A 26,466-nucleotide genomic window follows, 5' to 3' on the forward strand; every position below is an offset into this window, starting at 1 on the left:
GTCAGGGCTGCTTCGCCAGTTGCGAAATTTGAGCGTCAAGTGTGTCCAAATCAAGTTGACCGATATGAATGGTAGAGATTTTGCCCGTGTCGGATACAAAGAATGTCGTTGGCATCGGAGAGATCCCAAAATCACGAACCGAGTTTTTCTCCCGATCAAGCATGATTGGAAACGTAACCCCAACCTGCCGAACAAAATTATCCACGGTCATCTGGTCTTCTCCAACATTAATCCCGACAAATTGCACTCCCTGTTCCTTCCATTTGTCAGCTTGCGCCTGAAGTGCAGGCATTTCTTTAACACAAGGTTCACACCATGTGCCCCAGAAATTGATCACCATCGCTTTTCCTTTGTACTCATCAGACGTATGAACTTGACCATCCAGGCCCAGCAGTTCAAAAGAAGGAGACTTGTCCCCTTCCTTTGGCTTGCCATTCGAGCCGGATACCGATGTCGTAATCGCATATCCGCCCAACACCAGGATCAATAACAAAATGACGATTTGCACCGTTCTTCTTGATTTCCCCATGTGCTGCTCCCCTTTTAAGTGACTGTAGCATTCGCATCTTATTGGTCTAAGACAACTGTGAACATCCTATGAACAATTATAGCGAATTTCGTCACAAAACTGCGGCGGTTTTATGAAAATTATGTGTCCTCACATTACCTTTTTTTCATTTTTTTGGCTGGTTCTGATTGTGCGAGGGTAATTAGGTTGTTAACTTCTTCTTTGGTCAGATGACGTGTCAGACCACGTTTCAGGTTTTGTAGCAAAATACCACCAAACGAAATCCGTTTCAGACGGGTTACCGGATGGTTGATTGCCTCGAACATACGTCTAACCTGACGGTTACGTCCTTCATAGATCGTAATGGAAATGACCGACTCATTGGCCGCTGTATCCACATCTTTGTACTCTACCTCTGCAGGAGCAGTCATGCCGTCATCCAGCATAATGCCTGTCTTTAATTTCTCCAGAGCTGTACCATGCGGCACACCTTTAACCGTTGCATGATACGTTTTGGGTACGTGATGCTTCGGATGCGTCAGCAAATGTGCAAACTCACCATCATTGGTAAGGATCAATAAGCCCTCTGTGTCATAATCCAGACGACCCACAGGATATACACGTTCCTTGACACCTTTCAGGTAGTCGGATACAATTTTCCGACCTTCCGGGTCAGATGCACTTGTGATTACGCCTTTTGGCTTGTTTAACATCAAGTACACTTTTTTCTCACTGCGGATCGGTTTTCCATTAACCGTAATCATATCCTCTTCGGGGTTCGCTTTTGTACCCAGTTCGGTTACGACCTCCCCGTTAACTTCTACTTTGCCGGACAGGATTAGTTCCTCGCTCTTGCGGCGGGATGCAATGCCTGCCTGTGCGATAATTTTTTGTAATCTTTCCATGTTTGTCATGTCACCTCACACTAATGATACCCATCACGCAAGGAAATCACAAGGATAATCCAAGGATTTTGTAAACTGGCGACACGAATATGCATTTTAGGCTACCTTCCCCTTTGAGGTTGACGCAAAAAAAGCCTGCCTTTACACGACCTGTTGAACACAGATGGCGTAAAGATAGACCTTTTTCTCAAATCATTTAATTGGAAACTTTGCCGGCAACTGCAACCTGTTTTTTGGCAGGTTTAGTACTCTCTTTAATGAAAGTCTGCAATGTTTTGGAAGTAATATAATAAGTACGTCCACCGTACACAAATGTCATCATACCAATGACCCGGTTGTTCTGATCCATAACAGGACCACCTGAATTACCTTGGGCCATGGATTTCACAATACTGCCGATTCCCTTTTTACCTGGAACGTCCGAAGCTTGAGAACTGAACACTCTGCTTTTGGCTATCGTATTGTAGGTTGAAGGAAAATCTTCATCCAGGATGACAAGATCACCAGCAGGATTTTTGGGAAATCCAATCGTATAGACAACCTGGTTATCCCTTGCATTAGCAAATGTGACCGGTTGGGCATCTATTTCCTTGTCCAGCTTCAGCAGTGCCATGTCTGTGACCGGATCTGTCTTAATAATTTTCGCCTTTATAGGTTTACTAAGGGAACCCGGGCTTGCAACAGTCAGTGTACCTTCATCACCATCAGACAGTTCAGCAAAACTCTGAACGACATGGTAATTCGTGAGCACTTCATCCTTTGAGATCAATATTGAGGTACCAACATCATAATATACCATATCGGGTTCATCCTGCTTGACCAAACGTACATTCACGACTGGAAAAGAATCCGCTGTGACTGCCATTTGTGCACGCAGCTGTTTGTCGAAGTGACCTGTAAAATGTATCGTCTGAACGGCTTGAGCTGCCGCCAACCCCGTTGACCCCGCGAGCATTGCAACAGCAAGCACGCCTGACATTCCGACACGGAGCATTCGTTTCCAACTCTTCTGCATGTCTCACTCTCCTCCGCTATTATTCTAGCATATCTAATATATCGGAAGGAAAGGAGATATCTTTTAACCAAAAACGAGCAAACAAATGGCGAGGGCAGCAATAAAACCAACGACATCGGAAAACAACCCTACTTTGAGTGCATACCGACCGTTCCTTATGCCTACAGCTCCAAAATAAACAGTCAGCACATATAACGTGGTGTCTGTACTTCCCTGAATCGTAGATGCCATACGTCCAATCATGGAGTCAGGGCCATGGGTTTTGATCAGATCGGTTGTAAACGCCAGAGAGCCTGTCCCCGTTAAAGGACGCAGTATTCCGAGTGGCAACACTTCCCCTGGAACACCCATCCATGACACAAGTGGAGCGAACAGACTAATCACAAAATCCAGTGCACCCGAGGCACGAAATACGCTGATTGCGACCATCATGCCCACGAGATGCGGAATAATACTGATTGCAGTAGAGAATCCATCCTTGGCCCCATCAACAAAGGATTCGTAAACCGGGACCTTTTTGGTAAACGCATATAATGGAACAAACGCGATAATAACCGGGATGGCCCAGACGGAGATCCAGTTGATGAAGGTTAACAAAGTTGCTCATCCTTTCATGCCGGGATTGCCACTTTTCTGTATGTGCGGCGGTTTGTGTAATGCCCTGTTCCGATACCAGCGATCGGCGATTATAGCAGCAAGTGTAGCGATAATGGTAGCCATCAATGTTGTTCCCACAATCTCTGTAGCATTGGCGGAATGATAGTTTAAGCGGATGGCGATCAGCGTTGTCGGAATAATGGTAATACTAGCCGTATTCAGAGCCAGTAAGGTGCACATGGCAGGAGAAGCTGTTTGTTTGTCCGGATTAAGCTCCTGCAGCTGTTGCATGGCTTTGATTCCCATCGGAGTAGCCGCATTTCCTAGCCCCAGCAGATTGGCACTCATATTAGAGAGAATATAACCCATCGCCGGATGATTTTTGGGCACATCGGGGAACAGGAAGCCAACAACCGGACCGAGCAGCTTGGCAATCCGGGCCAGGAGACCCGCATCTTCAGCCATTTTCATCATGCCCATCCAGAACACTAGCACACTAATCAGTCCAAAACAGACCGTGACTCCCGTTGCCGCCCCATCAAAAGCAGCTTGCGTGACCACTTCGATATTGCCGTTGACGGCTGCAAAAGCAAATCCGATTAAAATCATGAGCAGCCAAATTAAATTAATCACGGATTATATCATCCCTTCAATGGCGATTTAGCTAAGGAGACAATAGATGGCTTAACACGGCACGCCATGCAGCTGCCCAGGAAGAGACATCACCGATTCCACCCAGTGTTGCATCTTCTGTCTTCGGTTCAGGAGGAATATAACTGCCTTTGCGATACACGGGAATTGAGCCAACAAGTTTGCCGTCAAGCTGCATATCAATGCGACCTGCCAATCCGAACGAAGGATCTGTCGATTGTTCCTTGCCTTCCGTTTCCGACTGTCCTCGATTTTCGTGTAGTATCAATTTCTTGGTCAATGAGCCTTGTTCACTCTTAGCCAGTGGGTACCAGAATCCCCGGCCCGTAACGACATCCGTATTTTGCACAGGCTGTTCTTGCTTGGCGACCTCTACCAATGGGAAGTATTCAAACCCGAAATCTAGCATCCGAGCATGATCGTTCCAATCGTTTCCGTCGTTCAGCGTTACCGCGGCGAGCTGCTGTCCATTACGTGTAGCGGAGCTGACCAAACATCTGAAAGCTTTTTTTGTGTAGCCGGTCTTCACTCCATCCGCACCTTCATACATCCGCAGCATTTTATTTTTATTGTGCCAAGAGTATTCCCAGCTTTCATTGGGGTTCGGTGCGGATTTGTCCTCCGTGGCTACGATGCGTTTGAACACCGGATTGTGCAACGCATATGCCGTTAATCGGGCCAAGTCATTGGCTGTAGAATAGTGACCTTCTGCATCCAGTCCATGAGGGTTCATAAAATGGGAATGCGTCAGACCGATTTGCTCCGCCTTTTTGTTCATTAACAGGACAAAGCCTTCTTCCGATCCACCTACATGTTCCGCTATTGCAGAGGCCGCGTCATTGCCTGAACGGAGCATTAGCCCGTACAACATGTTCTCCAGCGTCATCTCTTCACCTAACTTGAGATAGAGAGATGATCCTTCTTTGGCAAAAGCAGTGGGTGTCACTTTAACTTTTTCATCCAGCTTGCTGTGTTCAATCGCAACGATCGCTGTCATGATTTTGGTCAAGCTGGCAATTCGCAGTTCCTTATCCCCATCTTTGCTGTATAAGATCCGGCCTGATGTCACATCAATGAGAGCAGCGCTTTGCGCATGTGTAGACGGACCTTGAATTGTTGCCTGGGCTTGAGTAACCCCAAATGAAGACAGCAAGAAGACAGGGATAAGCATGCATGCAATGACTTTCGTTATTTTTCGCATCGATTCATTCCTCCGGGTCACTTGGAATCTTGTACTATCTTATGTCCGGACAACTTGGAGTATGTCCCATAGGGCAAAAACAGCAAAAATCCCTCACGCTTGGATGCGGGAGGGATCATGACGAAATGATTCAGCTATAAGTTGATGGGTCTGGTGTAACGGGTACATCTGATGTATTCGTTTGTGTTGTATTACGTTGGAACATGCCCTGGATTCGGTCAAGAACATAAGGGGTAGAGTCAATGAGCTTCTCAAACAAATGCGTGGAGTTATCGAGTGGTACAATGTGTACCCCTTGTTTACCAACGACAAGAAATGCGATTGGGCGTATGGAAACTCCACCACCACTACCTCCACCAAAAGGTGAAGATACAGAGGCATGCTCTGTCTTCGCTCCTGTCGTGGAACCTGTCTCCTTGTTCTTTTCATCATTCACGCGAAAATCGCTACCACCTGCTGCAAATCCGAAACCCACTTTACTGATCGGCAGAATGACTGTACCGTCAGGTGTTTCAACTGCATCGCCAACGATAGTATTGACATCCACCATGGCCTTGATATTTTCCATTGCAGTTTCCATTAAGCCTTGAATTGGATGATCTGACATCTGAATTCCCTCCAGTTTCAATGTAAGCTAGGTTTGATCTAACCATATGATCCCCAAACTCCAGGGGACTTATGTAACAAATGCATTTTATCCATATCCTGCGATTTCTCAGTCTCATCTGGGCTAAAATGTGTAACGAGTGTTCTACACATCACTGTACCCATCAGAAACTGCCAGTCCAAATTGAGAAAACATGAACGAATAACACATTGCTGTCTTCAAAGAGTTACGGTTTTGCCCCTTCGAGCTTTTGTTTCTCCTTGTGTTTACGACGCTGCTCCCGCAGTAGCTTGAACCACATCCGCCATCCGCCCTCGACTTGTAACACTCGGGTTAATAACCTTATTCCTGCAACCATAATGGCTGTAATCCGGATCTTCAATCGGAATTCAAGTTCCGTCCGGAACTCCATCTCATCTGACCATACCGGTATAACTTCAAGCATTGGCGTCTTTTCAAACTTAACCTGATAGGTCAGAAAACCAATGATAATGGACTTGATTCCCCATACCCAACCCGTAAGGACAGCCGTATACGCTGCATCACCAACCCCGATGTGGGTAGCCCAGGACAGTTGAGTCATATGTACGCGTGTGAGTGTTTGCTTAAGCCACAGCTTGAGCGCGTCCGTTGCCCTAAGCATGATTTTCACATCTTTAGCCCACTTCTTGACTTTGCGTTTGTTGACCCTCTCGCTTCCCTGGACCTCCCCTCTCGAATGATTCATGGATTGTTCGGTCTTGACCAGAAAACCTTCCTTCATATTGCGAAAAACAATACTCGGGATCTCATAGTTAATGCGCACAATTCCATAGAGAAGACGAACATTAATATTGGCGTAATCATCACTTTTATGTTTACTGAATGTAAAATGTACATGAACATTTGAGATGAGGACTGCGGCAATCAGCAATGCGAACAACAAACCGATTCCTCCAAGCCAAATCCACACAGGCCTTACCTCCAAGCCCTCAATTCTTTTCTCGTCTAGTATGGCACTTTGAATAGGAAAAAATTCACGTCTGACCTAAAAATCCCATTTCATATTTGTTTGGAACCGGTCCGTAACCTTTTATATACACAAATTGGTCTAAAGATTAGTTACACTGGTCACTCCGATGACAGAATAACCTTCCGATCGCTGTTATCCCCAGATTTTTTTGATTCCCTTCTCTAAAGGGTAAATCCGGGGATAAAGGCGAACACTCCGTTTCTTCAGATTATTTCTGTCCTCTCCGTTCTGTGTACAATGTTTAGTTCAATTCATCTAAAAATAATACACAAAAAAACCGACTCCACTGATGGGTGCCGGTTAGTATGAGCTTGCAAATTAGAGTGAAGAATCCGTATTATCATCTTCGCTGTCGATATGACTTAGATCATCCGCCGGATCAGCACTTTCCGGTTCCAGTTGTTGCAGATCCAGTTTGTTGAATAAGAGTTGTGTCTCTTCCTCCAGGTTTTCCGAATCTTCAAACAAGCCTGGTTCCGGTAGGTCTTTAATTGAAGCCAATCCGAAATAATCCAGAAATGACTTGGTCGTTCCGTACAGAATTGGTCGTCCGATCGCCTCGGCTCGTCCCACTTCAATAATCAAATCCTTATTCACAAGCGTATGAATGGCCCGCTCCGATTTTACACCGCGGATTTCCTCAATCTCTACCCGTGTAATGGGCTGCCGGTACGCCACAATAGCCAGCGTCTCCAGAGCCGCTTGGGATAAGGACGTTCGTGCCGGAGAGTACGCCAGTTTCTCAAAATACACAGCATGCTCAGGCAAGGTGCCCAACTGAACTACACCCGCGATCTTGAGAATCTGTACACCTCGTCCCTGCTGTGAAAATTCATGAATCATCTCCTCAATCGCGTCCGTTACAAGCTCCACTCGTTGGTCGACGATCTCGGCGATTTGTTTGATACTCAGACCTTCTTCTCCGGACAAAAACAGCAGGCCTTCAATAATCGATTTCAATTTCGGAAAATCCATGATTCTTTGTTTCCCCTCTCCACTCCATAACGATATCCTCAAACATCCGTTCCTGATAACAGACAATCTGCTTCATCTTCATCAGTTCCAGCACCGCCAGAAAAGTGACAACAATCTCATGGCGATAGATATGCTCATCCATCAACTTGGAGAATAACAGTCTGCCTCCCGGCCCCATACTTTCCAAAGCGCCGATGACATCCCGTATCCGGTCCTTAACCGAAATCTCATCCCGTTTGATTCGGGTTACAGTTGTACGCTTCTCAGCCTTGCGTAGCGCCTTCTGGAATGCTGCAATCAGATCAGAGGTGTGTAAACCCTCAACCGGGTTCGATTGGGCTTCTACGGGCATATAGGGGCGCAGATCCTCGGGCTCTTTGGAAAATATAAGGCTGCGTTCCCACTCCCGTTCATGCAGATGACGCGCAATTCCCTTGTACTTGCGATATTCTATCAGACGTGCAATCAGCTCTGCACGTGGATCATAATCTTCTTCTTCCATATAATCATAATCCTCGAAATCCTCAATGACCGGTGGTTTGGGCAGTAAAAGTTTGCTCTTGATCGACAGCAATGTTGCTGCCATGACCAGAAATTCACTCGTAATATCCAGTTCCAGTTCCTGCATCGAATGCAGGTACGCCATGTATTGATCGGTAATATCGCTGATGGGAATATCCTGGATATGAATTTCAGCCTTATCAATCAGATGAAGCAGCAGATCCAAAGGCCCTTCAAAAGTCTCCAGTTTGTATGTAACTACCGTCACTAGACGAATCCTCCCGCCAGAAAAATACAAAACCCTGCTAAGCCGTCCGAATCCGGTTTCCCGTGTTCGTCTGCGCAAAGCAGGGCACTACTATTAAATAAGCACTATTTTAGCTGTTTCGTCAAGTTTGCCATCTCGATTGCCGCCGTAGCCGCATCCCAACCTTTGTTACCCGCCTTGGTTCCGGCACGTTCAATCGCTTGTTCAATATTTTCTGTTGTAACCAGTCCAAAGATTGTAGGCACGCCTGTTTTCAGGTTGATTGCCGCTACCCCTTTAGCCATCTCGTTGCACACATAATCGTAATGCGTAGTGGACCCACGAATGACAGTTCCCAAGGTAATTACTGCATCATACTTGCCGCTCTCCGCCATTTTCTGCGCTATTAAAGGGATTTCGAACGCACCAGGAACCCAGGCTACATCCACTTCCTCATCCTTCACGCCGTGACGTTTGAATGCATCGAGCGCTGCGCTAAGCAATTTGCTCGTGATGAATTCATTGAAACGTCCAACAACAACTCCATATCTTAATCCTTCTGATACTAAATGTCCTTCAAAAAATTGTGCCATTCAAGTCATCTCCCTAACGGTATAATGTAATGTAAGTAACGGAAATCCCTAATTAATCTCTTCCATAAATTACATAGTGAACGTTATTCAACTAAAATATATTTACTCTTCGTTCTGCTCGATATCATCAAACTTGAGCATATGCCCCAACTTGGCTTGCTTGGTATGAAGATACACCGTATTGTCCTCGTTCTCCTCCATCTGGATCGCGACACGCTCTACGACTTCAAGTCCATATCCTTCAAGACCTTTAATTTTACGAGGGTTGTTAGTTAGCAGTCTGATCTGACGAACCCCAAGGTCTTTCAGAATTTGAGCGCCAATTCCGTAATCACGCAAGTCAGCAGCAAAACCCAAACTCAGGTTTGCGTCAACAGTATCCATACCTTCCTCTTGCAGCTTATAGGCTTTGAGTTTGTTGATCAGCCCAATCCCCCGACCTTCCTGTCTCATATATAACAGTACGCCATTGCCTTCCTCGTGAATCTGTTTGAGTGCCGCATCAAACTGCGGACCACAGTCACAACGATGCGAATGGAATACATCACCTGTCAAACATTCAGAGTGCACACGTACAAGCACAGGTTTCGAACCATCAATTTCTCCTTTGACCAAAGCCACGTGTTCCTTATTGTCCACAGCATTTGTATAAGCCACCGCTTGAAACTCACCAAAGTCAGTTGGCATACGCACAGCCACTTCACGTTGAACCAGCTGTTCTTTTTCGTTACGGTAACGAATCATGTCCTGAATACTGATCAGCTTCAGATCATGTTTGCGGGCAATCTCCTGCAGATCCGGAAGTCTGGCCATCGTGCCATCTTCCTTAATCACTTCACAGATAACGCCAGCAGGGTAGGAACCACACATGATAGCAAGATCTACTGCAGCTTCCGTATGTCCGGCACGCCGGAGTACACCGCCGTCTTTTGCAATCAACGGGAACATGTGACCAGGCTTACGGAAGTCCCCGGCTTTCGCCTCAGGATCAATCAGACCTTTCACAGTAATAGAGCGTTCATGTGCCGAGATACCTGTTGTCGTATCTTTGTGGTCCACAGAAACGGTGAAAGCTGTTCCATGGAAATCCGTATTTTGTTGAACCATTGGTTTCAGGTTAAGTTCGTCCGCACGTTGTTGTGTAATCGGAACACAGACCAGACCTCTACCTTCAGTAATCATGAAATTAATGACTTCAGGTGTCGCCTTTTCGGCCAAAGCGATAAAATCGCCTTCATTCTCCCGATCTTCATCATCCACAACAATGACGGGTTTACCACGCATGAGATCATATATGGCTTCTTCTATTGTGTCCAGAATGGATTGTTCTGACATTGGTCCACCTCCAGTTAATTTCTGTTCTCTATTTATACAAATCCGTGATTGGAGAGAAAATCTTCACTGATACTGCGCGGCTTGCCAGCCTCCGTCTCCCGATGTCCTCTGCCATACTGGAGCAGATGATCCACATATTTGCCCAAAATATCGCATTCGATATTAATGGTATCCCCTGTCTTTTTCACATTTAGTACAGTTTCACCAATGGTATGCGGGATAATGGAAACCGTGAATGCGGTATCCGATGTATGGACAACGGTCAAGCTAATGCCATCCAGTGTAACCGATCCTTTGGGGATCAAATATTTGAACAACTGGTGATCATCAGGCTTGATCTCAAACACAATTGCATTCTGATCACGTGTTATACTGCCAATCACTCCAGTACCATCGACATGGCCCTGTACGATATGTCCGCCAAAACGACCGCCTGATTGCATGGCCCGCTCCAGATTAACTTTACTGCCTGATTGCAGCTGACTGAGATTGGTATGGCGATAGGTTTCAGGCATTACATCGGCGCTAAAACCTCCACCTTCGAGCGTTGTCGCAGTTAAGCACACGCCGTTCACTGCTACACTATCACCAATCTTCAGATCGTCCATGATGGCGGAAGCTCCGATATTCAGGACCATCGCTTCGCCTTTCCGACCAATACGCCGGATCTGACCGACTTCTTCCACCAAACCGGTAAACATGCTGCCGCCTCCCTTTTTCAAGTTATAAAAAACCTAACTTTCTACTTTCAAATCCATTTATTTATTCAGGCCACACCGGAATACCACCAATGCTGATATTATCTCCAACTTGTTCGATCTCCAACTGATTCAATTGAATCGCCTGATTCATACGTTCCACACCTTCGAAGCGGAAGCTTCCAGGTGTATCATAACCGCCTACAATCTTCGGAGCGATAAACATCAGCAGTCGATCGACCAACCTTGCCTCCAGCATGGCTCCATTCAAGGTACCTCCACCTTCAAGCAAAATTGAACCAATGTCACGCTCACCCAACTTGCTAAGTCCGTTTAACAGATCCACACGTGGTCCAGGACCACAGCGTATAATTTCGACGCCGTAGGCTTCCAAACGTTCAGCAGCTTCAGGACTGGCTTCGTCTGTTGTTAGCACCCATGTTGGAGCAAGACCATCCTTAACCATTTTGGCACCTACTGGAAGACGTAACTTTGAATCCACCACAATGCGCACCGGACTAATGCCTTCGACTTGCAAACGGGTTGTAAGTTCCGGATTATCGGCAATCACTGTGTCCACGCCAACCATAATTCCCTGGTGACGATGACGAAGGGCATGCACAATCTCACGAGCAGGCTCGTTCGAGATCCACTTGCTGTCTCCGCTGCGAGTAGCAATTTTCCCATCCAAAGTTGTAGCTGTCTTCAGTGTCACAAAAGGTAGACCCGTTGTAATAAATTTAATGAATTTTTCATTCATGCGTCTTCCACGCTCACGCAGTACGCCAACTTCAACTTCAATGCCTTGTTGACGAAGCATGCTTATGCCTCTGCCGGATACTTGCGGATTTGGATCTTCACAACATACCACAACACGTTTCACCTTTTCATGAATCAGGCGTTCACTACAAGGTGGCGTCTTGCCATAATGACTACAAGGCTCAAGTGTAACGTATACCGTACTTCCTTCTGCATCACTGCCTGCCATGTTAAGTGCATGCACCTCTGCATGACCGGTTCCACGTTTCAGATGGCTCCCCAGGCCTACAATACGACCTTCTTTCACAACTACACATCCAACGACCGGATTGATCCCCGTCTGTCCCTGTGCTCGTTCCGCCATATCCAATGCCAGTGCCATATAAAATTCATCATTGATCATTTCCAAATCCGTTCACCCCGCGGTTTAAAGTCTTGTTTATTAAAAAATCCCCGTCGAACAATCAGTTCGATGGGGATGATGAGAGACAAATGTCAACAGCAGGAGTGAAATGGATACAGCACGCCAACACTTTGCCCAAAACTTCATTTCGGGCAAGTGAAAATAGACACATACCTTAATGAACATCAATTACAGGTAAAGAGCTTTTAAAGTGCGGCATATGTATGGAACTGTCCGGCGTAACCGGATCTCCCTGCACAGTGCAAGACATCACACATCGTGATCGTGCAGCAATACTCCTGCTGAATGCAAACCTGTTAGGTCTGCACCTCTCCTTCTCCCATCCAGACTATACTGTCGGTTCTGGAATTACACCAGATCAGCCATCTGCCAATGGCAGACAGGTCACGGACTTTGCATCAAGTGCTGGACAAATAGGTCCTTACACTTCCTGCATCACCGCCGGTAGGGAATTGCACCCTGCCCTGAAGGATTGCTTTCGTTATTACTTGGATGTTAGCACTTTAATGCCAAAAAATCAATTGTTTTTTGTTCCTTTTTGTCACATACTAACTTTTAATAAGCTAAGAAACAACAAAAACCGCTTCCTCTCAGGAGGTACGGTTTTTGCTTGGAGGCACATTCTCACATCCATCGTATCATTCTACATATCAGGAAAACACCAGCTCGCCATATGCTTTAATTCTTTGGCATTATGAAATGGAATGCGGTCAGGTTCTTGCAGGGGCGAAGTCGGAAGCGAGAACTCTCGTGCGACCCTTCTGACCCAACTTGTGGAATCAATCCCAATAGCCGAGCATTTCCAGCGTCCATTCGCTCTCGGTCGAAACGTCCCATGCAAATCTGCTTTTCCCGGCATCTCTGGAAAGACACCATCCAGATATTCGACGATGACGCGTTTGTCTCTGACTTCATGACAATATACTGTCACCCATACACCTTCCCGGACCCGAACAGCATACACATCGCCAGACTGTACCTCCCCGGTACCTGCATCAGGAGATGCCTTTGGCACTTTTCCGCGAACACTTCTCTTCTTCTCCAATGCACCTAAGATCGTGTCCTTTACAGCTGGACTCTCATCAGGCTTATCCGCAAGAGATATATTATTCAGATCAAACTCATGAAATATCTTGTTCAGGTTGTTCTCATTAATTCCGACAGATGAATCCCACCACGCCAGAGGGGCCTGCACTTCAACCCGCACATTGGGGCGTGCGTCACGTTGCATATAAGAGGTAAATTCCGTGATCATACCAGGATGCTCCGGCGTATCCAGTATGCCAATCAGAGCTAACGTCTCAAGCAAATCACGGTAGACATATTCCTTCTGTGTAGGCAAAAGACGTTCCTTCTTGAGCGCTACTGCTGCCTTGCTGTAACGTGTTTTGGGAGGTAACTCGCGCAGCACCGTTAACACCGCACGGAATGTCCAGCGGTCGTATTCATTGGGTATTGGAATCTCCTTCGCGGTAGCCAGTTCTCGAAGTGCCAACACGCTTCCAAAAGGATCACCGTCCAACGGGGTTCCATTGGTCATCCTCCAATACCATTGCAGCGTCGTGTCGATTGCTTGATCTACACTTAATCCGCAGATCTTACAAGTGTTCGAAGATGGATATGGCGTATGTTCATGACTTGGCATACTGCTCGCAATAAGCTTGCTTGTAAGCAACGAGCGCCAAATCATGGGTGCTGACCACAAAGAGGATACAAAGGCCTGCGCTGCATCATTGATCGTCCATTGATTTGCAACTTTTTTCAGCTCAGTAATCGTTTCATCATGTTGCGGACGTACAAATCGATTCGGTTCATGCCCGGCTGCCTCAAGCGCTTCTCGATCCTTTACGGATAGACTATCCGGAACGACATGCCGCGATGCCTGCAGTTCTTCATTCCACAACGTGCGCTCACTATAAATTTGTTTTAACAAGCTTAGCTGAGTAACCATATCCAAGGTTTTATTCATCCTTTCTAATCATCGATTTCAAGTATGTAAAAAAATAAAAAAAGTGCTTCTTTAAAAGAAGCACTTCATGATTGGATCCAGTTAAGGTGAAGGTATTAAGCTTCTACAACTTCAACAGTTTCCATTTTGTCTTTACCTTCCAAAGCGTCCACGAACTCCATACCTTTAGTTACTTTACCAAATACAGTATGTTGTCCATCCAAATGTGGTTGCGGTTGGTAGCAGATGTAGAACTGGCTTCCACCTGTGTTACGGCCAGCATGTGCCATAGCAAGTGTTCCGCGCTCATGTTTGTTTGGGTTGATTTCACAGTTGATTGTGTAACCTGGGCCACCTGCACCGGAACCGTTAGGGCATCCGCCTTGAGCTACAAAGCCCGGAATAACGCGGTGGAATGTAAGACCATTGTAGAAACCGGAGTTAGCCAGTTTCTCAAAGTTTGCTACTGTGTTTGGAGCTTCTTGATCGAACAGATCGATCAAAACTTCTCCGCCGTTTGCCAATTTAATTTTCGCTTGTTTCGCCATATGTAAATGACTCCTTTCGTATTGACCATCGTTAATGGTACCAAAACGCATGACCCTGGGCCAAGCATTACAGCACTTTTCTTAGTGTACACCGAAAATGTCTGGATCGCAAAAAAAACGACAACTTTTTTCATGATTTAGCTCAAATACGCAAAAAGCAGACGAAAAAGGAAGGTTCCTTTTCATCTGCTTCAACTGCAAAATCCCTATATCTTGAATAATGCAGAACCGCATTATCTTTTGACGAATTAGCGAGTCACTGGCTGTTTGCCAATACGTGCAGGTACCAGGTCATTCTGGATGATATCTTGATACGTCTCACGGCGTACCACGACATCTCCTTGACCGTCTTTGACAAATACAACGGCCGGACGACGAATCCGGTTGTAGTTGCTCGCCATGGAGTAGTTATACGCGCCTGTGCAAGCTACAGCGAGCAGATCGCCGCTTTCCACTTTTGGCAGGTCCAGATCCCAGATCAACATATCGCCACTCTCGCAGCATTTACCCGCAACAGATACCGTTTCCTGAGCAGCCTCATTTGCACGATTGGCAAGCACAGCTTCGTACTTGGATTCATACAAAGCAGGACGTGGGTTATCAGTCATACCACCATCCACGGCAACGTATTTACGTACACCTGGAATGTCTTTGCTTGTTCCAACAGTATACAGCGTTGTTCCCGCTTCACCCACGATGCTGCGGCCTGGTTCAACCCAGATCTCAGGTACGGCATAGCCGATTTGAGCAAAATGATTTTTAACGGCATCTGTAATAGCCTTCACGTATTGCGCAACTTCAAGCGGCGTATCTCCATCGATATAACGGATTCCGAATCCACCACCAAGGTTAACCACTTTGAAAGCAACATTAAGACGCTCATATACACTTGCTGCAAATTCAGCAACACGTTGAACAGCCATCTGGAAGCCTTCAACTTCGAAGATCTGGGAACCAATGTGGGAATGCACACCGAGCAATACCAGGTTGGACTGCTTGGAAGCCAAGTCAATCGCTTCAAATGCTGTACCATTGCCGATATCGAATCCAAATTTCGAATCCGTTTGACCTGTGGAAATATATTCATGCGTATGTGCCTCAACACCAGGCGTCACACGAAGCAAAATGTTCACTTTACGATTTTTGTCCGCTGCTACAGCCTGCAACAGATGCAATTCATTGAAGTTATCAACAACAAAACATCCGATCTCCGCATCAAGAGCCATTTCGATCTCTTCCAACGTTTTGTTGTTACCGTGGAAGTGAATGCGCTCAGCTGGGAATCCTGCTTGCAGTGCAGTAAACAGTTCACCATCAGATACAACATCCAGGGAAAGTCCTTCTTCTGCTGCAAGGGCACACATCGCCATTACACAGAATGCTTTACTTGCGTAAGCAACCTGGAAGCCCAGTCCGGAAGCACGGAATGCTTCCATGTACTCTCTGCAACGCTCGCGAACCAATTGCTCGTCCACAACATACAGGGGAGTTCCAAATTGTTCTTTCAGATCTGTTGCATCAACTCCGCCAATCTCCAGATGTCCTTGCGCATTTATTTTACTTGTACCATGTAAATACATAATCTGCATTCCTCACTTTTTATATACTGGAACAATTGATATTCCAATGATTTTACACCAGTATATCAAATTAGACAGCGAGATGAATGGATTTTTCGGAAGATCATTTGTGTTTTTTACTTTTTCGCAGTTCCCCGTCCGGATCATCGGACATTTTGGTGTTATCACGGGTTTTATTAAATGATGGACGTTTTTTATTTTCCAGCAACGGTAGCCGGAATAAAAAATTGCCCAGGGCTTTTGCATTAAACGGTATAAAAGGCCAGAGATACGAAGAATTGTACGACCGGTGAACGGTAAGCGCCAATATGAGCAATGTACAGCCCACGACCAATCCCGGAACCTTGAATATCGCTACTGCAATGAGCAGAACTAACCTGACCAACCTGTTGGCGAGACCCAGCTCGTAACTCGGCGTAGCAAACATACCGATGGCTGCGATAGCCATATAGAGTACAACTTCATTGACAAAATATCCTGTTTTGACGGCGATATCCCCGACTAGAATTGCCGCGATCAAGCCCATAGCCGATGCCAGAGGTGTAGGCGTATGGACCGCTGCCATCCGTAATAAATCGACGCCCAGTTCGATCAGTAGAAACTGTAGAATCAGCGGTAGCTTTACATTTTCCTGCGGACCAATGAAGTCGAGTCCCATCGGTTTAATCGAAGGGTCAATAACCATGAGAAGCCATAGTGGTAGCAAAAACAATGATATGAGAATCCCTGCAAAACGCACCCATCTTAAATACGTCCCCATCAATGCCGTCTGTCTGTTTTCCTCCGCATGTTCACACAGATCGAAGAAGGTCGTAGGCAAAATCATCACACTTGGGGAAGTGTCTACAAAAATGACAACTCTCCCTTCCAGTAAATGGGAAGCTGTAACATCTGGTCGTTCCGAATAACGAACCAGCGGGAACGGATTCCAACCCTTGTTGATAATCGCTTCCTCTAGCTGCTTGTCGGCTGCGGGAATACCATCGATATCCACTCGCTGTATTTTTTCACGAACGGAATCTACCTGCACTTTATCCACAATATCGTCAATATACACCACACAGACATCGGTTTGTGTTCTCCGCCCCACTTGCATAATTTCGAATTTCAGGCCAGGGTCGCGTATTCTGCGGCGCACCAGGGTTACGTTGGTCAGGAGTGTTTCGGTAAAGCCGTCTCTGGAACCTCGGACTACCCTTTCCAATGAAGGTTCTTCGGGTGAACGTACCGGATAACTCCGGGTATCCATAATTAAGACCGAGCGGTCCCCTTCAACGAACATTGCGCTCATCCCGGTAAGAACCTTGTTGATGACCGCACTCATCTTGTCGACTTTTTCCACCTGAATATGGGGAATGTAACATTCAAAATAGGATTTGAGAGCATGTCCGGACACGTCATCTGGCGTGAGATAGGTCAGTCTTTTCAATACTTCAAGCAAAATCTCATCCTTGGCAAAGCCCGTGATCATCAGCAATCCAACGTGCTTGCCCCCCAGGACCATTTCCCTCATATTAACGTCGAACGATTCTCCAAGCCCCAGTACCTGTTGCAGCGTATATTTGTTCTCACTCATGCGTGGGGAGATATCATCGTTTTCCTGCCAATATTGTACGGATTCCTCAATGCTGTCGGACATCTCATTTTGTTTTTTCTTATTGTACGCTTTCTCCTCTTCTTCCTTCTGAATCTCATAAGCAGACTTGTGTAACATCTCTTCCGTTATACCTTCACTATTTTCCTGGCCTGTGTGCTCCGTTCGTTCATCCATCTTCCATCCTCCTATGGCCACGAGTTACCGCTGATATATAAAAAAATCAAACAGGGAACCTGTCATTTTGCCCAAAATCATGGCGAGCAGTAATCCAAACAAATAAGGTTTCATGCCCAATCGTTTGGCTAATACGGGCAGTACATTGAGTACCTCAGTGAGCGCCGCGGCCAGCAGGCCGATGAACACGCCACAGAACAAACCAACAATCGGGCTGAGCAGCAGCACCCCATGCATTTTCCAGTGCCAGAAGTCCGCCACGGTCCCGAGCAGTGAACCACCTATTAGCGCCCCTTCGTACCAGTGAGTCCTGTCATACGATTGCGTAAGTTGAGCCAACCTTGGGATCATATCGAGCACCAGAATGAGCGCAATTACGCCGCTCCCTACGGCAATTCCCCCTGCAATACCCAATACAATGCTGATTGCTCCATTAAGAACGCTCATCCGCATTCATCTCCCTGCGTTCCTGCTCATGCATCCGTTCGCTCTCTTCAATCACCACATATTTATCTACATTTTGCTGGTATAGAAACATCTCCACTTCTAGCGGGGTAGGTTCCTCATTCCACTTTTTCTTGAACAAATGATTAAAAAATACGGCCATTCCGAATCCAATGCCAATGGAATACGCCACTTGGAACAAATAGGGATGTTCGTCCCGATGCCCAGTAAGCATCTCCACAATACGAATCTGTACTTCCTGCATGTTCACATCAGCATGAAAATTCATGATGGTTAAGGCTGATCCAAAGAACAGCAGCAGCCAAACCAGAATGAATAGGGACTTGGAAGGTTGACCATTTCCCGCAATGACTTCAACCAACGTATGACCTGATCCCATCAGTTCCACAGTTACCTCCGGCAAGATGTGCCGAATTCGGGGAATAATCTGCAATATATCAATGAGGATCAGATTGCCATCCTCCGGTCCAGGGCGCAGCAGTTCAAGCTCCAGTAGCCTGCCCTCCTGGTCTTCAGAAGAGGTCAGTACATGTGCAATGTCTCCAAGCTTGACTGCTCTGCCCCTCTGGATGCGAATACGGCTGCGCAGACGAATATAGACCATTGGAGTGGGTGTCTGGGACATCCAAAGCACTCCTTTACTGCGTAATTTAGGTTAGTATTTGAAGAATGTGCAAATTTATTACAAACGGGTTGGAAAAAGATCGGGAGGTTGTGCTAGTGCTGCGGGATGGATCGGTCATTGGTCGCTGTTATCCCCGGATTTCTTGAACTCTCCTTTTCAAGGAGGAAATCCGGTGCTAAAGGCGAACGCTTCGCTCCTTTTGACCGATTCCATCCCTCCGCTGCCCATCGTCCTCCCGTTTCCAAACGTTTGAAATAAATATGCTGGGGAGGTGGCAGGAAGGGAATTCAAAGAAGAGCTTTTGGGTGTTATTTGGCTCAAAATTCTATGACTCCTGAAGTTATCTTCTGAATACAACATAGACTACAACTTTGTAGAGATTTGGAGCCGAAGGCGAAGGCTTGGCTTCTTCAGGTCTAATCTGCCGCCTGCGTTGCTTATGTATCCTTAGGTGAACCCTCACGCTTCGCTCCTTTTGACCGATTCCATCCCTCCGCTACCCATCGTCCTCCCGTTTCCATACGTTTGAAATAAATATGCTGGGGTAGTAGACAGAAAGGGAATTAAAAGTGGGGATATTCGCTTTGTTTCTCTAACAACAAATAACCTCCCCCGCCATAATGCGCGATAGAAGGTTGTTAGTTGTCGTATATTGGTGTATAAACGCCAATACTGTTGGTGCAACCCATGAAATCACTGCGCGATCTGGTCGCGGATGGATTGCAGTATTTTTTTCTCCAGACGTGATACCTGCACCTGAGATATTCCCAATCTGCTGGCAACCTCGGACTGGGTCTGATCCCGGTAATACCGAAGATAAACAATTAACCGCTCCCGCTCACTGAGACCACCGATGGCTTCGTTCAGGGCCAGCTTGTCAAACCAACGTTCCTGAGACTCGTCGGCAATCTGATCCATTAACGTAATAGGATCACCGTCATTCTCGAATACCGTCTCATGGATGGAGGTCGGGGGTTTGTTCGCTTCCTGGGCAAATACGACTTCCTCCGGGGTTACCCCCAGCTCTGCGGCAACTTCCTTAATCGTTGGCAAACGATCCAAATGTTTAGACAGTTCGTCCCTTTTTTTGCGGACTTTATTCGCCATCTCTTTCAGTGAACGACTGACCTTCAAGGTACCGTCATCCCGCAGGAATCGCTGGATTTCTCCGATGATCATCGGTACCGCGTAGGTTGAGAACTTCACGTCATAACTGAGATCGAATTTGTCTACTGACTTGAGCAGACCGATACAACCAATCTGGAACAGATCTTCCGGATCATATCCCCTGTTCATAAAACGCTGTACGACGGACCAGACGAGTCTGATGTTGCAGTTCACCAGCGTATCCCGTGAGACATGGTCACCCGACTGACTGAGCGCAATCAGCCGTTTGACCTCGGCATCGTCCAAATAGGTCTGTGAAGATGGTTTCACTTCAGCATCCATAAGAACACCAACCCCTAATTATACAATGCTTTCTTGGATTCAATCCTTTTTTTCATCTTGATGGAGGTGCCTCTGCCGGGCTCACTGCTGACTTCGAATTCATCCATAAAGTTTTCCATAATGGTGAAGCCCATGCCCGACCGCTCAAGTTCGGGTTTGGACGTATATAGCGGCTGCTTGGCCAATTCAAGATCTTCGATTCCTTCACCGCGGTCTTCCACAATAATGGTGATCATGTCTTCCCGAATCTCCGCCTGGATGGACACAACACCCTCGGAGTTATTGTTGTATCCGTGGATGATACTGTTGGTCACGGCTTCCGAAATGACCGTCTTCAGGTCACTGAGCTCGTCCATCGTTGGATCAAGCTGGGAGATAAATGCAGCAACGGTTACCCGTGCAAACGATTCATTCTCTGACTTGGCCGCGAATTGCAGATTCATGAAATTTGTCCCTGTTCCTTCATTCATGAGACGACCTCCAGACCTGAGAGAGCAGTTCCCTCATTTTCGTATATCGGCATAATCTTGAAAAGACCCGACATTTCCAGCAAACGGTACACTGGCGAATTGACGTCACAGACCACCATCTTGCCACCTTTATTCTTAATGAGCTTGTATCTTCCCAAAATGACACCCAGACCTGAACTGTCCATAAATTGCAGATCTTTCAGGCTGAGTACCAGATGCTCGCTTTGTCTCCGCTGGATAGCTTCATCCATTTGCATCCGTACCATGTCAGCTGTATGGTGATCCAGCTCCCCGGATAATCGTACAATCAGAATCCCGCGATGGTGTTCCATTTCCACATGCAAGTTCACGTTTGCTCACTCTCCTCCCTGTCTTAGAACAAGGATTTCTACGCTTCCGAAGGCTTTTCCTGCCCCCCGACAAAACTAGAAGAAAACCCCTATTTAACTACAAAATATGTTCGAAGGATACGTGCAACTCGCAGAAATCGCCGTTTAGTCAAACAGGTTGGACGTTGTCCGCTTGAACAGCTTCCACCAGCCAGCCTTATTCACATCCTGCGGAGCCTGAATGTCGAACTCCTTAATCACGTCATTGCCCTGGTAGACCACCAGTTTACCAATACTTTGCCCGGCTTTGATCGGAGCTTTCAATTCTTTGGCGACCAGCAATTCATGCCGGATGTCATTGGATTTGGCTCCTTTGCGCATCAGCACACTATAATTTTGCGTGGCATTCAGAGGCAACTCGGCAACTTCACCTTTTTCAATTTTCAGACTGCCCAGCAGATCCCCTGCCTTGTAGAGCGCCTTCATCGTATATTGACTGAACGCATAGTCAAACATCGAAGATACTTCGCTGTTCCGTGTTTTGGTATTTGGTTCACCGAGTACCACGGAAACGACACGCAGTCCATCCTTGGACGCTGTTGCAGACAAGCAGAATTTCGCTTCGGAGGTATAACCTGTTTTCAAACCGTCTGCCCCTTGATAAAAACGAACCAGCTTGTTTGTGTTCACTAGCCAGAATGGCTTTTCCGAATCTTTGCGAAGATAATCCTGATATGCACCAGTGTACTTTGTAATCCCGGAATGCTTCAGCAGTTCACGGCTCATGACAGCAATGTCATGGGCAGACGAATAATGATTATCGACCGGCAGACCGTTACAGTTGGCAAAATGAGTATCCTTCATGCCAAGCTCCTTCGCACGCTCATTCATCAGCTGTACAAAAGCTTCTTCCGAGCCAGCAATCTTCTCGGCCATAGCAACAGAGGCATCATTGCCTGATGCCATGGCAATCCCTTTTAACATATCGTCGACCGTCATTTCTTCCCCAGGCTCCAGAAAGATCTGCGAACCGCCCATGGAAGCTGCATATTCGCTCGTTCTTACTTTGTCCGTCAGCTTCAGCTTGCCCGAGTCGATCGCTTCGATCGTAAGCAGCATTGTCATAATTTTTGTAATGCTCGCCGGAGGCAGTTGATCATGACTGTTTTTCTCATAAATGACCGTTCCCGTATCTGCATCCATTAAGATCGCAGAGCGTGCCGACGGGGCCAGATCAGTTCCTCCTGCTGCCTTCGGTTTTTCTTCAGCCAATGCTGTTGATGCCATAAGGGACAGCAGAATACAAAGGGTCATGAACGATGCCATTATTCTTTTCTTCACAAGGTTACCTCCTCAAATGACTTGCTTACTGCATGTTCCATGCATGTACTGCTAATCATTGTCGGCCCGTTTCCAGTAAATTATTCCATGTAAAGCATGATTTCCCGAACTTTTATTGAAAATGTGGTTAAAGCAAAAAAAACACTGCACTCAACGAATGAGTAACCGTACGTTTATCACAACAAAAAAAGGTTACCCCCGATGATTTCTCATCTAAAGAGGTAACCCTATCTACTCAAATCTTGCTTACATTTGTGGAATAACCGCCAATACCAGCGCCAGGAACGACTCACGCACACGTTCCGTCGTTTCCATCACCTCATCATGTGACAACGGCTGGTCCAGAATTCCGGCAGCCATGTTGCTGATACAGGAAATACCGAGTACTTCCAGGCCTGCGTGGCGTGCGACGATCACTTCAGATACAGTAGACATGCCCACTGCGTCTGCGCCCAATGTACGCAACATTCTGATCTCTGCTGGTGTCTCATAGTTCGGACCGAGCATACCTGCGTATACCCCTTCACGTACGTTAAAACCTTGTGAAGCGGCCGTATCCTTCGCCAGCGAACGCAAACGGCGGCTATATGCTTCGGACAGATCCGGGAAACGCACGCCCAGTGCAGCGTCATTTGGTCCGATCAGTGGATTTTTACCTGTGAGATTTAAGTGATCAGAGATCAGCATCAAGTCTCCAGCTTCATACGACGTATTCACGCCGCCCGCAGCATTGGTTACAAGCAGGCTGCTTACACCCAGTTCTTTCATAACCCGTACAGGGAAAGCTGTCAATTCCGGACCATATCCTTCGTACATGTGGAAGCGGCCTTTCATCATCACAACTGGACGACCTTTAATGGTTCCAACCAATAGTTCACCTTCATGTCCTTCTACTGTGGACACTGGAAAATGAGGAATATCCTGATAAGCAATACTTACGCCATCTTCAATCAGTTCTGCCAGTACACCAAGACCCGAACCCAAAATCAAACCGACTTCCGGCTTGATGGAGCTTTTGCTTTGAATATAAGATGCTGCTTCCGAAATCATTTGTTGGTTTAATGCTGTCATGCGATGTATGTTCCTCCTTGAGTTGAAACGATCCGTCTTATGTATAACGGCGTTTGGATGTATTCAATTTATTTTATCCTAAATCGGCCCAATGTTCCGCATTTATTTGTGAATGCCATGCGTCAAAATCTATCTTGCCCTCGGATGATGGGTTTCATAGATTTCTTTCATGGTTTTGCGACCATGATTGCCATATTGTTGTCCAGGCTGCTCCACGTGACCCAGCATGTCTTGAACCGCACGTGTATCCGCCCCATTGGCAATCAGGTGTGCTGCAAAGGAATGACGCAGCGTATGCGGCGTAATTTCTTCCGAGATTCCTGCGTCCACCGCCGCTTTTTTGAGCAGCTTCCAGAAGCCCTGCCGGGTTAAACGTCTACCAGATACATTCACGAATAGTGCCTGCTCGTCCGAATCGGTTTTGAGCAACTTGTTGCGGAATTCCTCCACATATACACTTGCCCAATGTGCAGCTGGTGCACCGATGGGAAGGATGCGTTCCTTGCCCGCCCCACCGCATCGTATAAAACGCATGCCTGGCTGTACATCCCGAATGTCAAGGGCAATCAATTCCGAGACCCGAATGCCTGTAGCATATAACAGTTCAAGCATCGCTTGATCTCTCACACCCTGCGGTGAACGAATATCAGGCGCTGTCAGCAGTTGTTCGATCTCCTGGATACTTAACACCTGTGGAGGCGTTTTGTCCGCCTTGGGAGCTTCCACATCAAACGTAGGGTCCTGTATAATATCACCCCGCCGCATCAAAAAATGAAAGTAGGAGCGCAGAGATACGATGCTGCGGGCAATGGTTGCATTGGCACGTCCTGCCTGTTTGAGCTGACCTGCAAACAGGACGACATGTGTGCGTCTGACCTGATCGGCTTCGCGTATGCCATATTCCTTATCAGCAAATTCAATGAACTTGTCCACGTCTCGGAGATACGATTCAAGCGTGCTGCTCGACATCCCTTTATCATCTTCCAAGTATAAGGCATAGGCGTGTATCGTCTGTTTCATGTACAACGCTCCTCAACTGACAGATCTGCCGCTCTGGCAGACTGCTCCCGTATTTGCATCCCTGGCTGTTCGAAGCTACTCCCCGTACCAATAGAACAAACGGAGACGCTCTGCCATCGTAGGACGTCCTTCTCCATTACCCGGCCAATCCGTTTCCTGAAATACTTTGATTGCATTGCCAGTTGGCATCTGATACTGATCCACAGGTGAGACCCAGCCATTAAAAAGATCCAGAACATGATAGAACAGATAAACTAATGCGGCAAAAACTATGATAAATCGAATAAAACGGAGCCCTCTCCGCACTGATATAATCATGGGCGCGTCCCCTCCTGATTCGAATCCGGTATTGTCCTTGAATCAGGGTATGTCCATTAACACAGGTTTATGCCATTCGGGGGAAACTCCAGATCATGTCCGGTGCCAAAAAAGCTCTCCCGTCAAAACCGCCGGTGAGAGCTTGAAGATATGCTATGTTATTCTTCATCTTTGGGTTTCTGTTCATTTTTAGCTTTGCAACGATAACAAATTCCATGAAAGTCCAGTCGGTGATCTACTACCGAAAAGTTGAATTCCCGCTCCAAACGCTCTTCAAGCGGTCCAAGCCAGTCTTCACGTATTTCATCCATACTTCCGCATTGAACACAGATTAAGTGATGATGGTGATGCTTGGATGTATCTCCGCGCAGATCATAACGCGCTACACCGTCGCCGAAGTTGATTTTCTCTACAACATGCAGCTCACTCAGCAGTTCGAGGGTACGGTACACGGTTGCCAGACCGATTTCGGGAGCCTTTTCTTTAACGAGCATGAATACATCTTCTGCGCTCAGATGATCTTCTTCATTCTCAAGAAGTACTCTTAAGGTGGCTTCCCGCTGGGGCGTTAATTTATATCCTTGGGACTGTAGTTGCTGCTTAATTTTATCAATCCGTGCTTCCATTTTCTCCCTCCCCCTAGGAAATCACTGCACACTGCAACTTAACCCACTCTTTTCATTATAGGGGGAGTGCGTAATTAAAGTCAACATTTTACACTATACGGTACACGTTAGGCCGGTAGTAACATTGGCGTGACCCAACGCATCATCGCAGGTGTAACCCATGTTTCAAAAGACGCCACGCCGAGCAGCAGTGCAGCCATAACCAAAGTTAACACTATATATGAAGCAAAAGGCCTTTGTCGACCAGGTGTTCGCTGCATCAAAACACGATTGCGAATGATGTATAACGAGAACGTCATCGCCGCCACACTGCAGATCAGGAGGATCGGTATGACAAATAGATTATGCGGTGCCACGGACACCAGTGCAAACAGCAGCCCTTTCCAGGAATACTGTCCAACAAGGTACCCCACTGTGAATCCAATGAGCACACCTTTCAAAAAATCCAGAACCAGTATACCGGGCAGTCCAACAACGGATAAACCCAGAATAAAGATCAGACCCACCCATTTCAGATGGAGCATGGCAATGTCCCAATATGCCCCGGTCTCAGTCACTTGTGCACTGTGCTGCACGGTCATGAAGAAATTGCCGAGATAACCCTCCAGATCCTGACGTTGCTCAAGAGACAATGCGTTGACCATGAGCGCGCCAAAAATGACGCCGACCAGAAACAAGACAGCCACGAATACATATAACGAAGTCTGACCTTTAAATGTAAAGTAGGAAGAGCGCATACAGGTACGAGTCCCCTTTCCAGTATCATGCTGCAAGGATTCTCAGTTACATCCTCATAGTCATTCTTATGAACCGGAATGCACCTGTATGACTTCTTGTCCAGATTGGACCTCTGTAAAGCAAAAGCTATATGAGTTGA

General features: G+C 46.7%; 30 protein-coding genes and 1 riboswitch. Of the genes, 1 reads left to right on the forward strand and 29 read right to left on the reverse strand.

The annotated features are described in order from the left end of the window. Position 1: 1 nt before the first annotated feature. From MKZ13_RS19655 to MKZ13_RS19750, 20 genes are all read right to left on the reverse strand, one after another. Positions 2-529 (reverse strand): redoxin family protein, encoded by a 528-nt coding sequence (locus tag MKZ13_RS19655; protein ID WP_221822071.1) that lies wholly within the window; start codon positions 527-529, stop codon positions 2-4. A gap of 134 nt (positions 530-663) precedes the next feature. Beyond that, complete coding sequence (locus tag MKZ13_RS19660) at positions 664-1,413, reverse strand: pseudouridine synthase (protein WP_036607741.1); 750 nt, start codon at positions 1,411-1,413, stop codon at positions 664-666. A gap of 196 nt (positions 1,414-1,609) precedes the next feature. Then, positions 1,610-2,428 carry a serine protease gene (locus MKZ13_RS19665; protein WP_339177554.1) on the reverse strand — a complete coding sequence of 273 codons (819 nt, stop codon included), beginning with the start codon at positions 2,426-2,428 and terminating at the stop codon, positions 1,610-1,612. 63 nt (positions 2,429-2,491) lie between these two features. Beyond that, positions 2,492-3,025 carry a spore maturation protein gene (locus MKZ13_RS19670; protein WP_017687658.1) on the reverse strand — a complete coding sequence of 178 codons (534 nt, stop codon included), beginning with the start codon at positions 3,023-3,025 and terminating at the stop codon, positions 2,492-2,494. A 6-nt stretch (positions 3,026-3,031) separates the two neighbouring features. Next, on the reverse strand, positions 3,032-3,658 hold the full coding sequence (locus tag MKZ13_RS19675) for a nucleoside recognition domain-containing protein (protein WP_339177557.1): 627 nt from the start codon (positions 3,656-3,658) through the stop codon (positions 3,032-3,034). 31 nt (positions 3,659-3,689) lie between these two features. Continuing rightward, complete coding sequence (locus tag MKZ13_RS19680; protein ID WP_339177560.1) at positions 3,690-4,877, reverse strand: D-alanyl-D-alanine carboxypeptidase family protein; 1,188 nt, start codon at positions 4,875-4,877, stop codon at positions 3,690-3,692. 130 nt (positions 4,878-5,007) lie between these two features. After that, on the reverse strand, positions 5,008-5,484 hold the full coding sequence (ytfJ, locus tag MKZ13_RS19685) for a GerW family sporulation protein (protein WP_221822074.1): 477 nt from the start codon (positions 5,482-5,484) through the stop codon (positions 5,008-5,010). Positions 5,485-5,710: 226 nt separating this feature from the next. Beyond that, positions 5,711-6,436, reverse strand: a complete 726-nt coding sequence (locus MKZ13_RS19690) for a DUF2953 domain-containing protein (protein WP_339177563.1) — start codon at positions 6,434-6,436, stop codon at positions 5,711-5,713. A 378-nt stretch (positions 6,437-6,814) separates the two neighbouring features. Continuing rightward, complete coding sequence (scpB, locus tag MKZ13_RS19695; protein ID WP_221822076.1) at positions 6,815-7,471, reverse strand: SMC-Scp complex subunit ScpB; 657 nt, start codon at positions 7,469-7,471, stop codon at positions 6,815-6,817. Beyond that, positions 7,440-8,240, reverse strand: coding sequence for a segregation/condensation protein A (locus tag MKZ13_RS19700; RefSeq protein ID WP_036672308.1), 801 nt, complete (start codon positions 8,238-8,240; stop codon positions 7,440-7,442). Before MKZ13_RS19700 ends, scpB begins: the two co-directional genes overlap by 32 nt. A gap of 104 nt (positions 8,241-8,344) precedes the next feature. Further along, the gene (gene ribE / locus MKZ13_RS19705; RefSeq protein ID WP_076215868.1) at positions 8,345-8,812 is read right to left on the reverse strand and encodes a 6,7-dimethyl-8-ribityllumazine synthase; all 468 of its coding nucleotides are present in this window, start codon (positions 8,810-8,812) and stop codon (positions 8,345-8,347) included. A 102-nt stretch (positions 8,813-8,914) separates the two neighbouring features. Then, positions 8,915-10,147: a bifunctional 3,4-dihydroxy-2-butanone-4-phosphate synthase/GTP cyclohydrolase II gene (locus MKZ13_RS19710; protein ID WP_076215865.1), complete on the reverse strand. Its 1,233-nt coding sequence runs from the start codon at positions 10,145-10,147 to the stop codon at positions 8,915-8,917. A gap of 32 nt (positions 10,148-10,179) precedes the next feature. Further along, entirely contained in the window at positions 10,180-10,848 is a 669-nt protein-coding gene (gene ribE / locus MKZ13_RS19715) for a riboflavin synthase (protein WP_221822079.1), read from the reverse strand. Positions 10,849-10,909: 61 nt separating this feature from the next. Continuing rightward, complete coding sequence (gene ribD / locus MKZ13_RS19720; RefSeq protein ID WP_036607842.1) at positions 10,910-12,013, reverse strand: bifunctional diaminohydroxyphosphoribosylaminopyrimidine deaminase/5-amino-6-(5-phosphoribosylamino)uracil reductase RibD; 1,104 nt, start codon at positions 12,011-12,013, stop codon at positions 10,910-10,912. Between the two features lie 322 nt (positions 12,014-12,335). Next, positions 12,336-12,504: riboswitch (FMN riboswitch) on the reverse strand. A gap of 167 nt (positions 12,505-12,671) precedes the next feature. Then, complete coding sequence (locus tag MKZ13_RS19725; protein WP_260632835.1) at positions 12,672-13,961, reverse strand: hypothetical protein; 1,290 nt, start codon at positions 13,959-13,961, stop codon at positions 12,672-12,674. A 131-nt stretch (positions 13,962-14,092) separates the two neighbouring features. Continuing rightward, positions 14,093-14,524 (reverse strand): peptidylprolyl isomerase, encoded by a 432-nt coding sequence (locus MKZ13_RS19730; protein ID WP_017687646.1) that lies wholly within the window; start codon positions 14,522-14,524, stop codon positions 14,093-14,095. Between the two features lie 248 nt (positions 14,525-14,772). Further along, positions 14,773-16,104 carry a diaminopimelate decarboxylase gene (gene lysA, locus MKZ13_RS19735; RefSeq protein WP_017687645.1) on the reverse strand — a complete coding sequence of 444 codons (1,332 nt, stop codon included), beginning with the start codon at positions 16,102-16,104 and terminating at the stop codon, positions 14,773-14,775. 103 nt (positions 16,105-16,207) lie between these two features. Next, positions 16,208-17,875 (reverse strand): spore germination protein, encoded by a 1,668-nt coding sequence (locus MKZ13_RS19740; protein ID WP_221822084.1) that lies wholly within the window; start codon positions 17,873-17,875, stop codon positions 16,208-16,210. A 24-nt stretch (positions 17,876-17,899) separates the two neighbouring features. Next, the gene (locus MKZ13_RS19745) at positions 17,900-18,328 is read right to left on the reverse strand and encodes a stage V sporulation protein AB (protein WP_221822086.1); all 429 of its coding nucleotides are present in this window, start codon (positions 18,326-18,328) and stop codon (positions 17,900-17,902) included. After that, entirely contained in the window at positions 18,309-18,965 is a 657-nt protein-coding gene (locus MKZ13_RS19750; RefSeq protein WP_076215849.1) for a stage V sporulation protein AA, read from the reverse strand. The genes MKZ13_RS19745 and MKZ13_RS19750 overlap by 20 nt, the downstream gene beginning before the upstream one ends. A 105-nt stretch (positions 18,966-19,070) precedes the next feature. On the opposite strand from MKZ13_RS19750, the gene MKZ13_RS19755 reads away from it, so the two are divergent. Beyond that, entirely contained in the window at positions 19,071-19,223 is a 153-nt protein-coding gene (locus MKZ13_RS19755) for a hypothetical protein (protein ID WP_339177573.1), read from the forward strand. 435 nt (positions 19,224-19,658) lie between these two features. On the opposite strand, the gene sigF is transcribed toward MKZ13_RS19755, so the two are convergent. From sigF to spoIIM, 9 genes are all read right to left on the reverse strand, one after another. Then, complete coding sequence (gene sigF / locus MKZ13_RS19760) at positions 19,659-20,414, reverse strand: RNA polymerase sporulation sigma factor SigF (protein ID WP_036607856.1); 756 nt, start codon at positions 20,412-20,414, stop codon at positions 19,659-19,661. Between the two features lie 14 nt (positions 20,415-20,428). After that, positions 20,429-20,884: an anti-sigma F factor gene (spoIIAB, locus tag MKZ13_RS19765; protein ID WP_036672324.1), complete on the reverse strand. Its 456-nt coding sequence runs from the start codon at positions 20,882-20,884 to the stop codon at positions 20,429-20,431. Further along, positions 20,881-21,234 (reverse strand): anti-sigma F factor antagonist, encoded by a 354-nt coding sequence (gene spoIIAA, locus MKZ13_RS19770; RefSeq protein WP_017687636.1) that lies wholly within the window; start codon positions 21,232-21,234, stop codon positions 20,881-20,883. Before spoIIAA ends, spoIIAB begins: the two co-directional genes overlap by 4 nt. Positions 21,235-21,378: 144 nt before the next feature. After that, complete coding sequence (locus tag MKZ13_RS19775) at positions 21,379-22,500, reverse strand: D-alanyl-D-alanine carboxypeptidase family protein (protein WP_339185418.1); 1,122 nt, start codon at positions 22,498-22,500, stop codon at positions 21,379-21,381. Positions 22,501-22,800: 300 nt separating this feature from the next. Further along, positions 22,801-23,625, reverse strand: a complete 825-nt coding sequence (locus tag MKZ13_RS19780; RefSeq protein WP_221822088.1) for a purine-nucleoside phosphorylase — start codon at positions 23,623-23,625, stop codon at positions 22,801-22,803. 129 nt (positions 23,626-23,754) lie between these two features. Beyond that, positions 23,755-24,645, reverse strand: a complete 891-nt coding sequence (locus MKZ13_RS19785; protein ID WP_339177577.1) for a tyrosine recombinase — start codon at positions 24,643-24,645, stop codon at positions 23,755-23,757. 75 nt (positions 24,646-24,720) lie between these two features. Next, on the reverse strand, positions 24,721-24,963 hold the full coding sequence (locus tag MKZ13_RS19790) for a DUF4227 family protein (protein ID WP_339177580.1): 243 nt from the start codon (positions 24,961-24,963) through the stop codon (positions 24,721-24,723). A gap of 158 nt (positions 24,964-25,121) precedes the next feature. Beyond that, complete coding sequence (locus MKZ13_RS19795) at positions 25,122-25,589, reverse strand: Fur family transcriptional regulator (protein WP_036607866.1); 468 nt, start codon at positions 25,587-25,589, stop codon at positions 25,122-25,124. A gap of 107 nt (positions 25,590-25,696) precedes the next feature. Further along, positions 25,697-26,326 carry a stage II sporulation protein M gene (gene spoIIM / locus MKZ13_RS19800; RefSeq protein ID WP_017687629.1) on the reverse strand — a complete coding sequence of 210 codons (630 nt, stop codon included), beginning with the start codon at positions 26,324-26,326 and terminating at the stop codon, positions 25,697-25,699. Positions 26,327-26,466: the final 140 nt, after the last annotated feature.

The organism is Paenibacillus sp. FSL R5-0701, assembly GCF_037973995.1.
Classification (GTDB): domain Bacteria; phylum Bacillota; class Bacilli; order Paenibacillales; family Paenibacillaceae; genus Paenibacillus.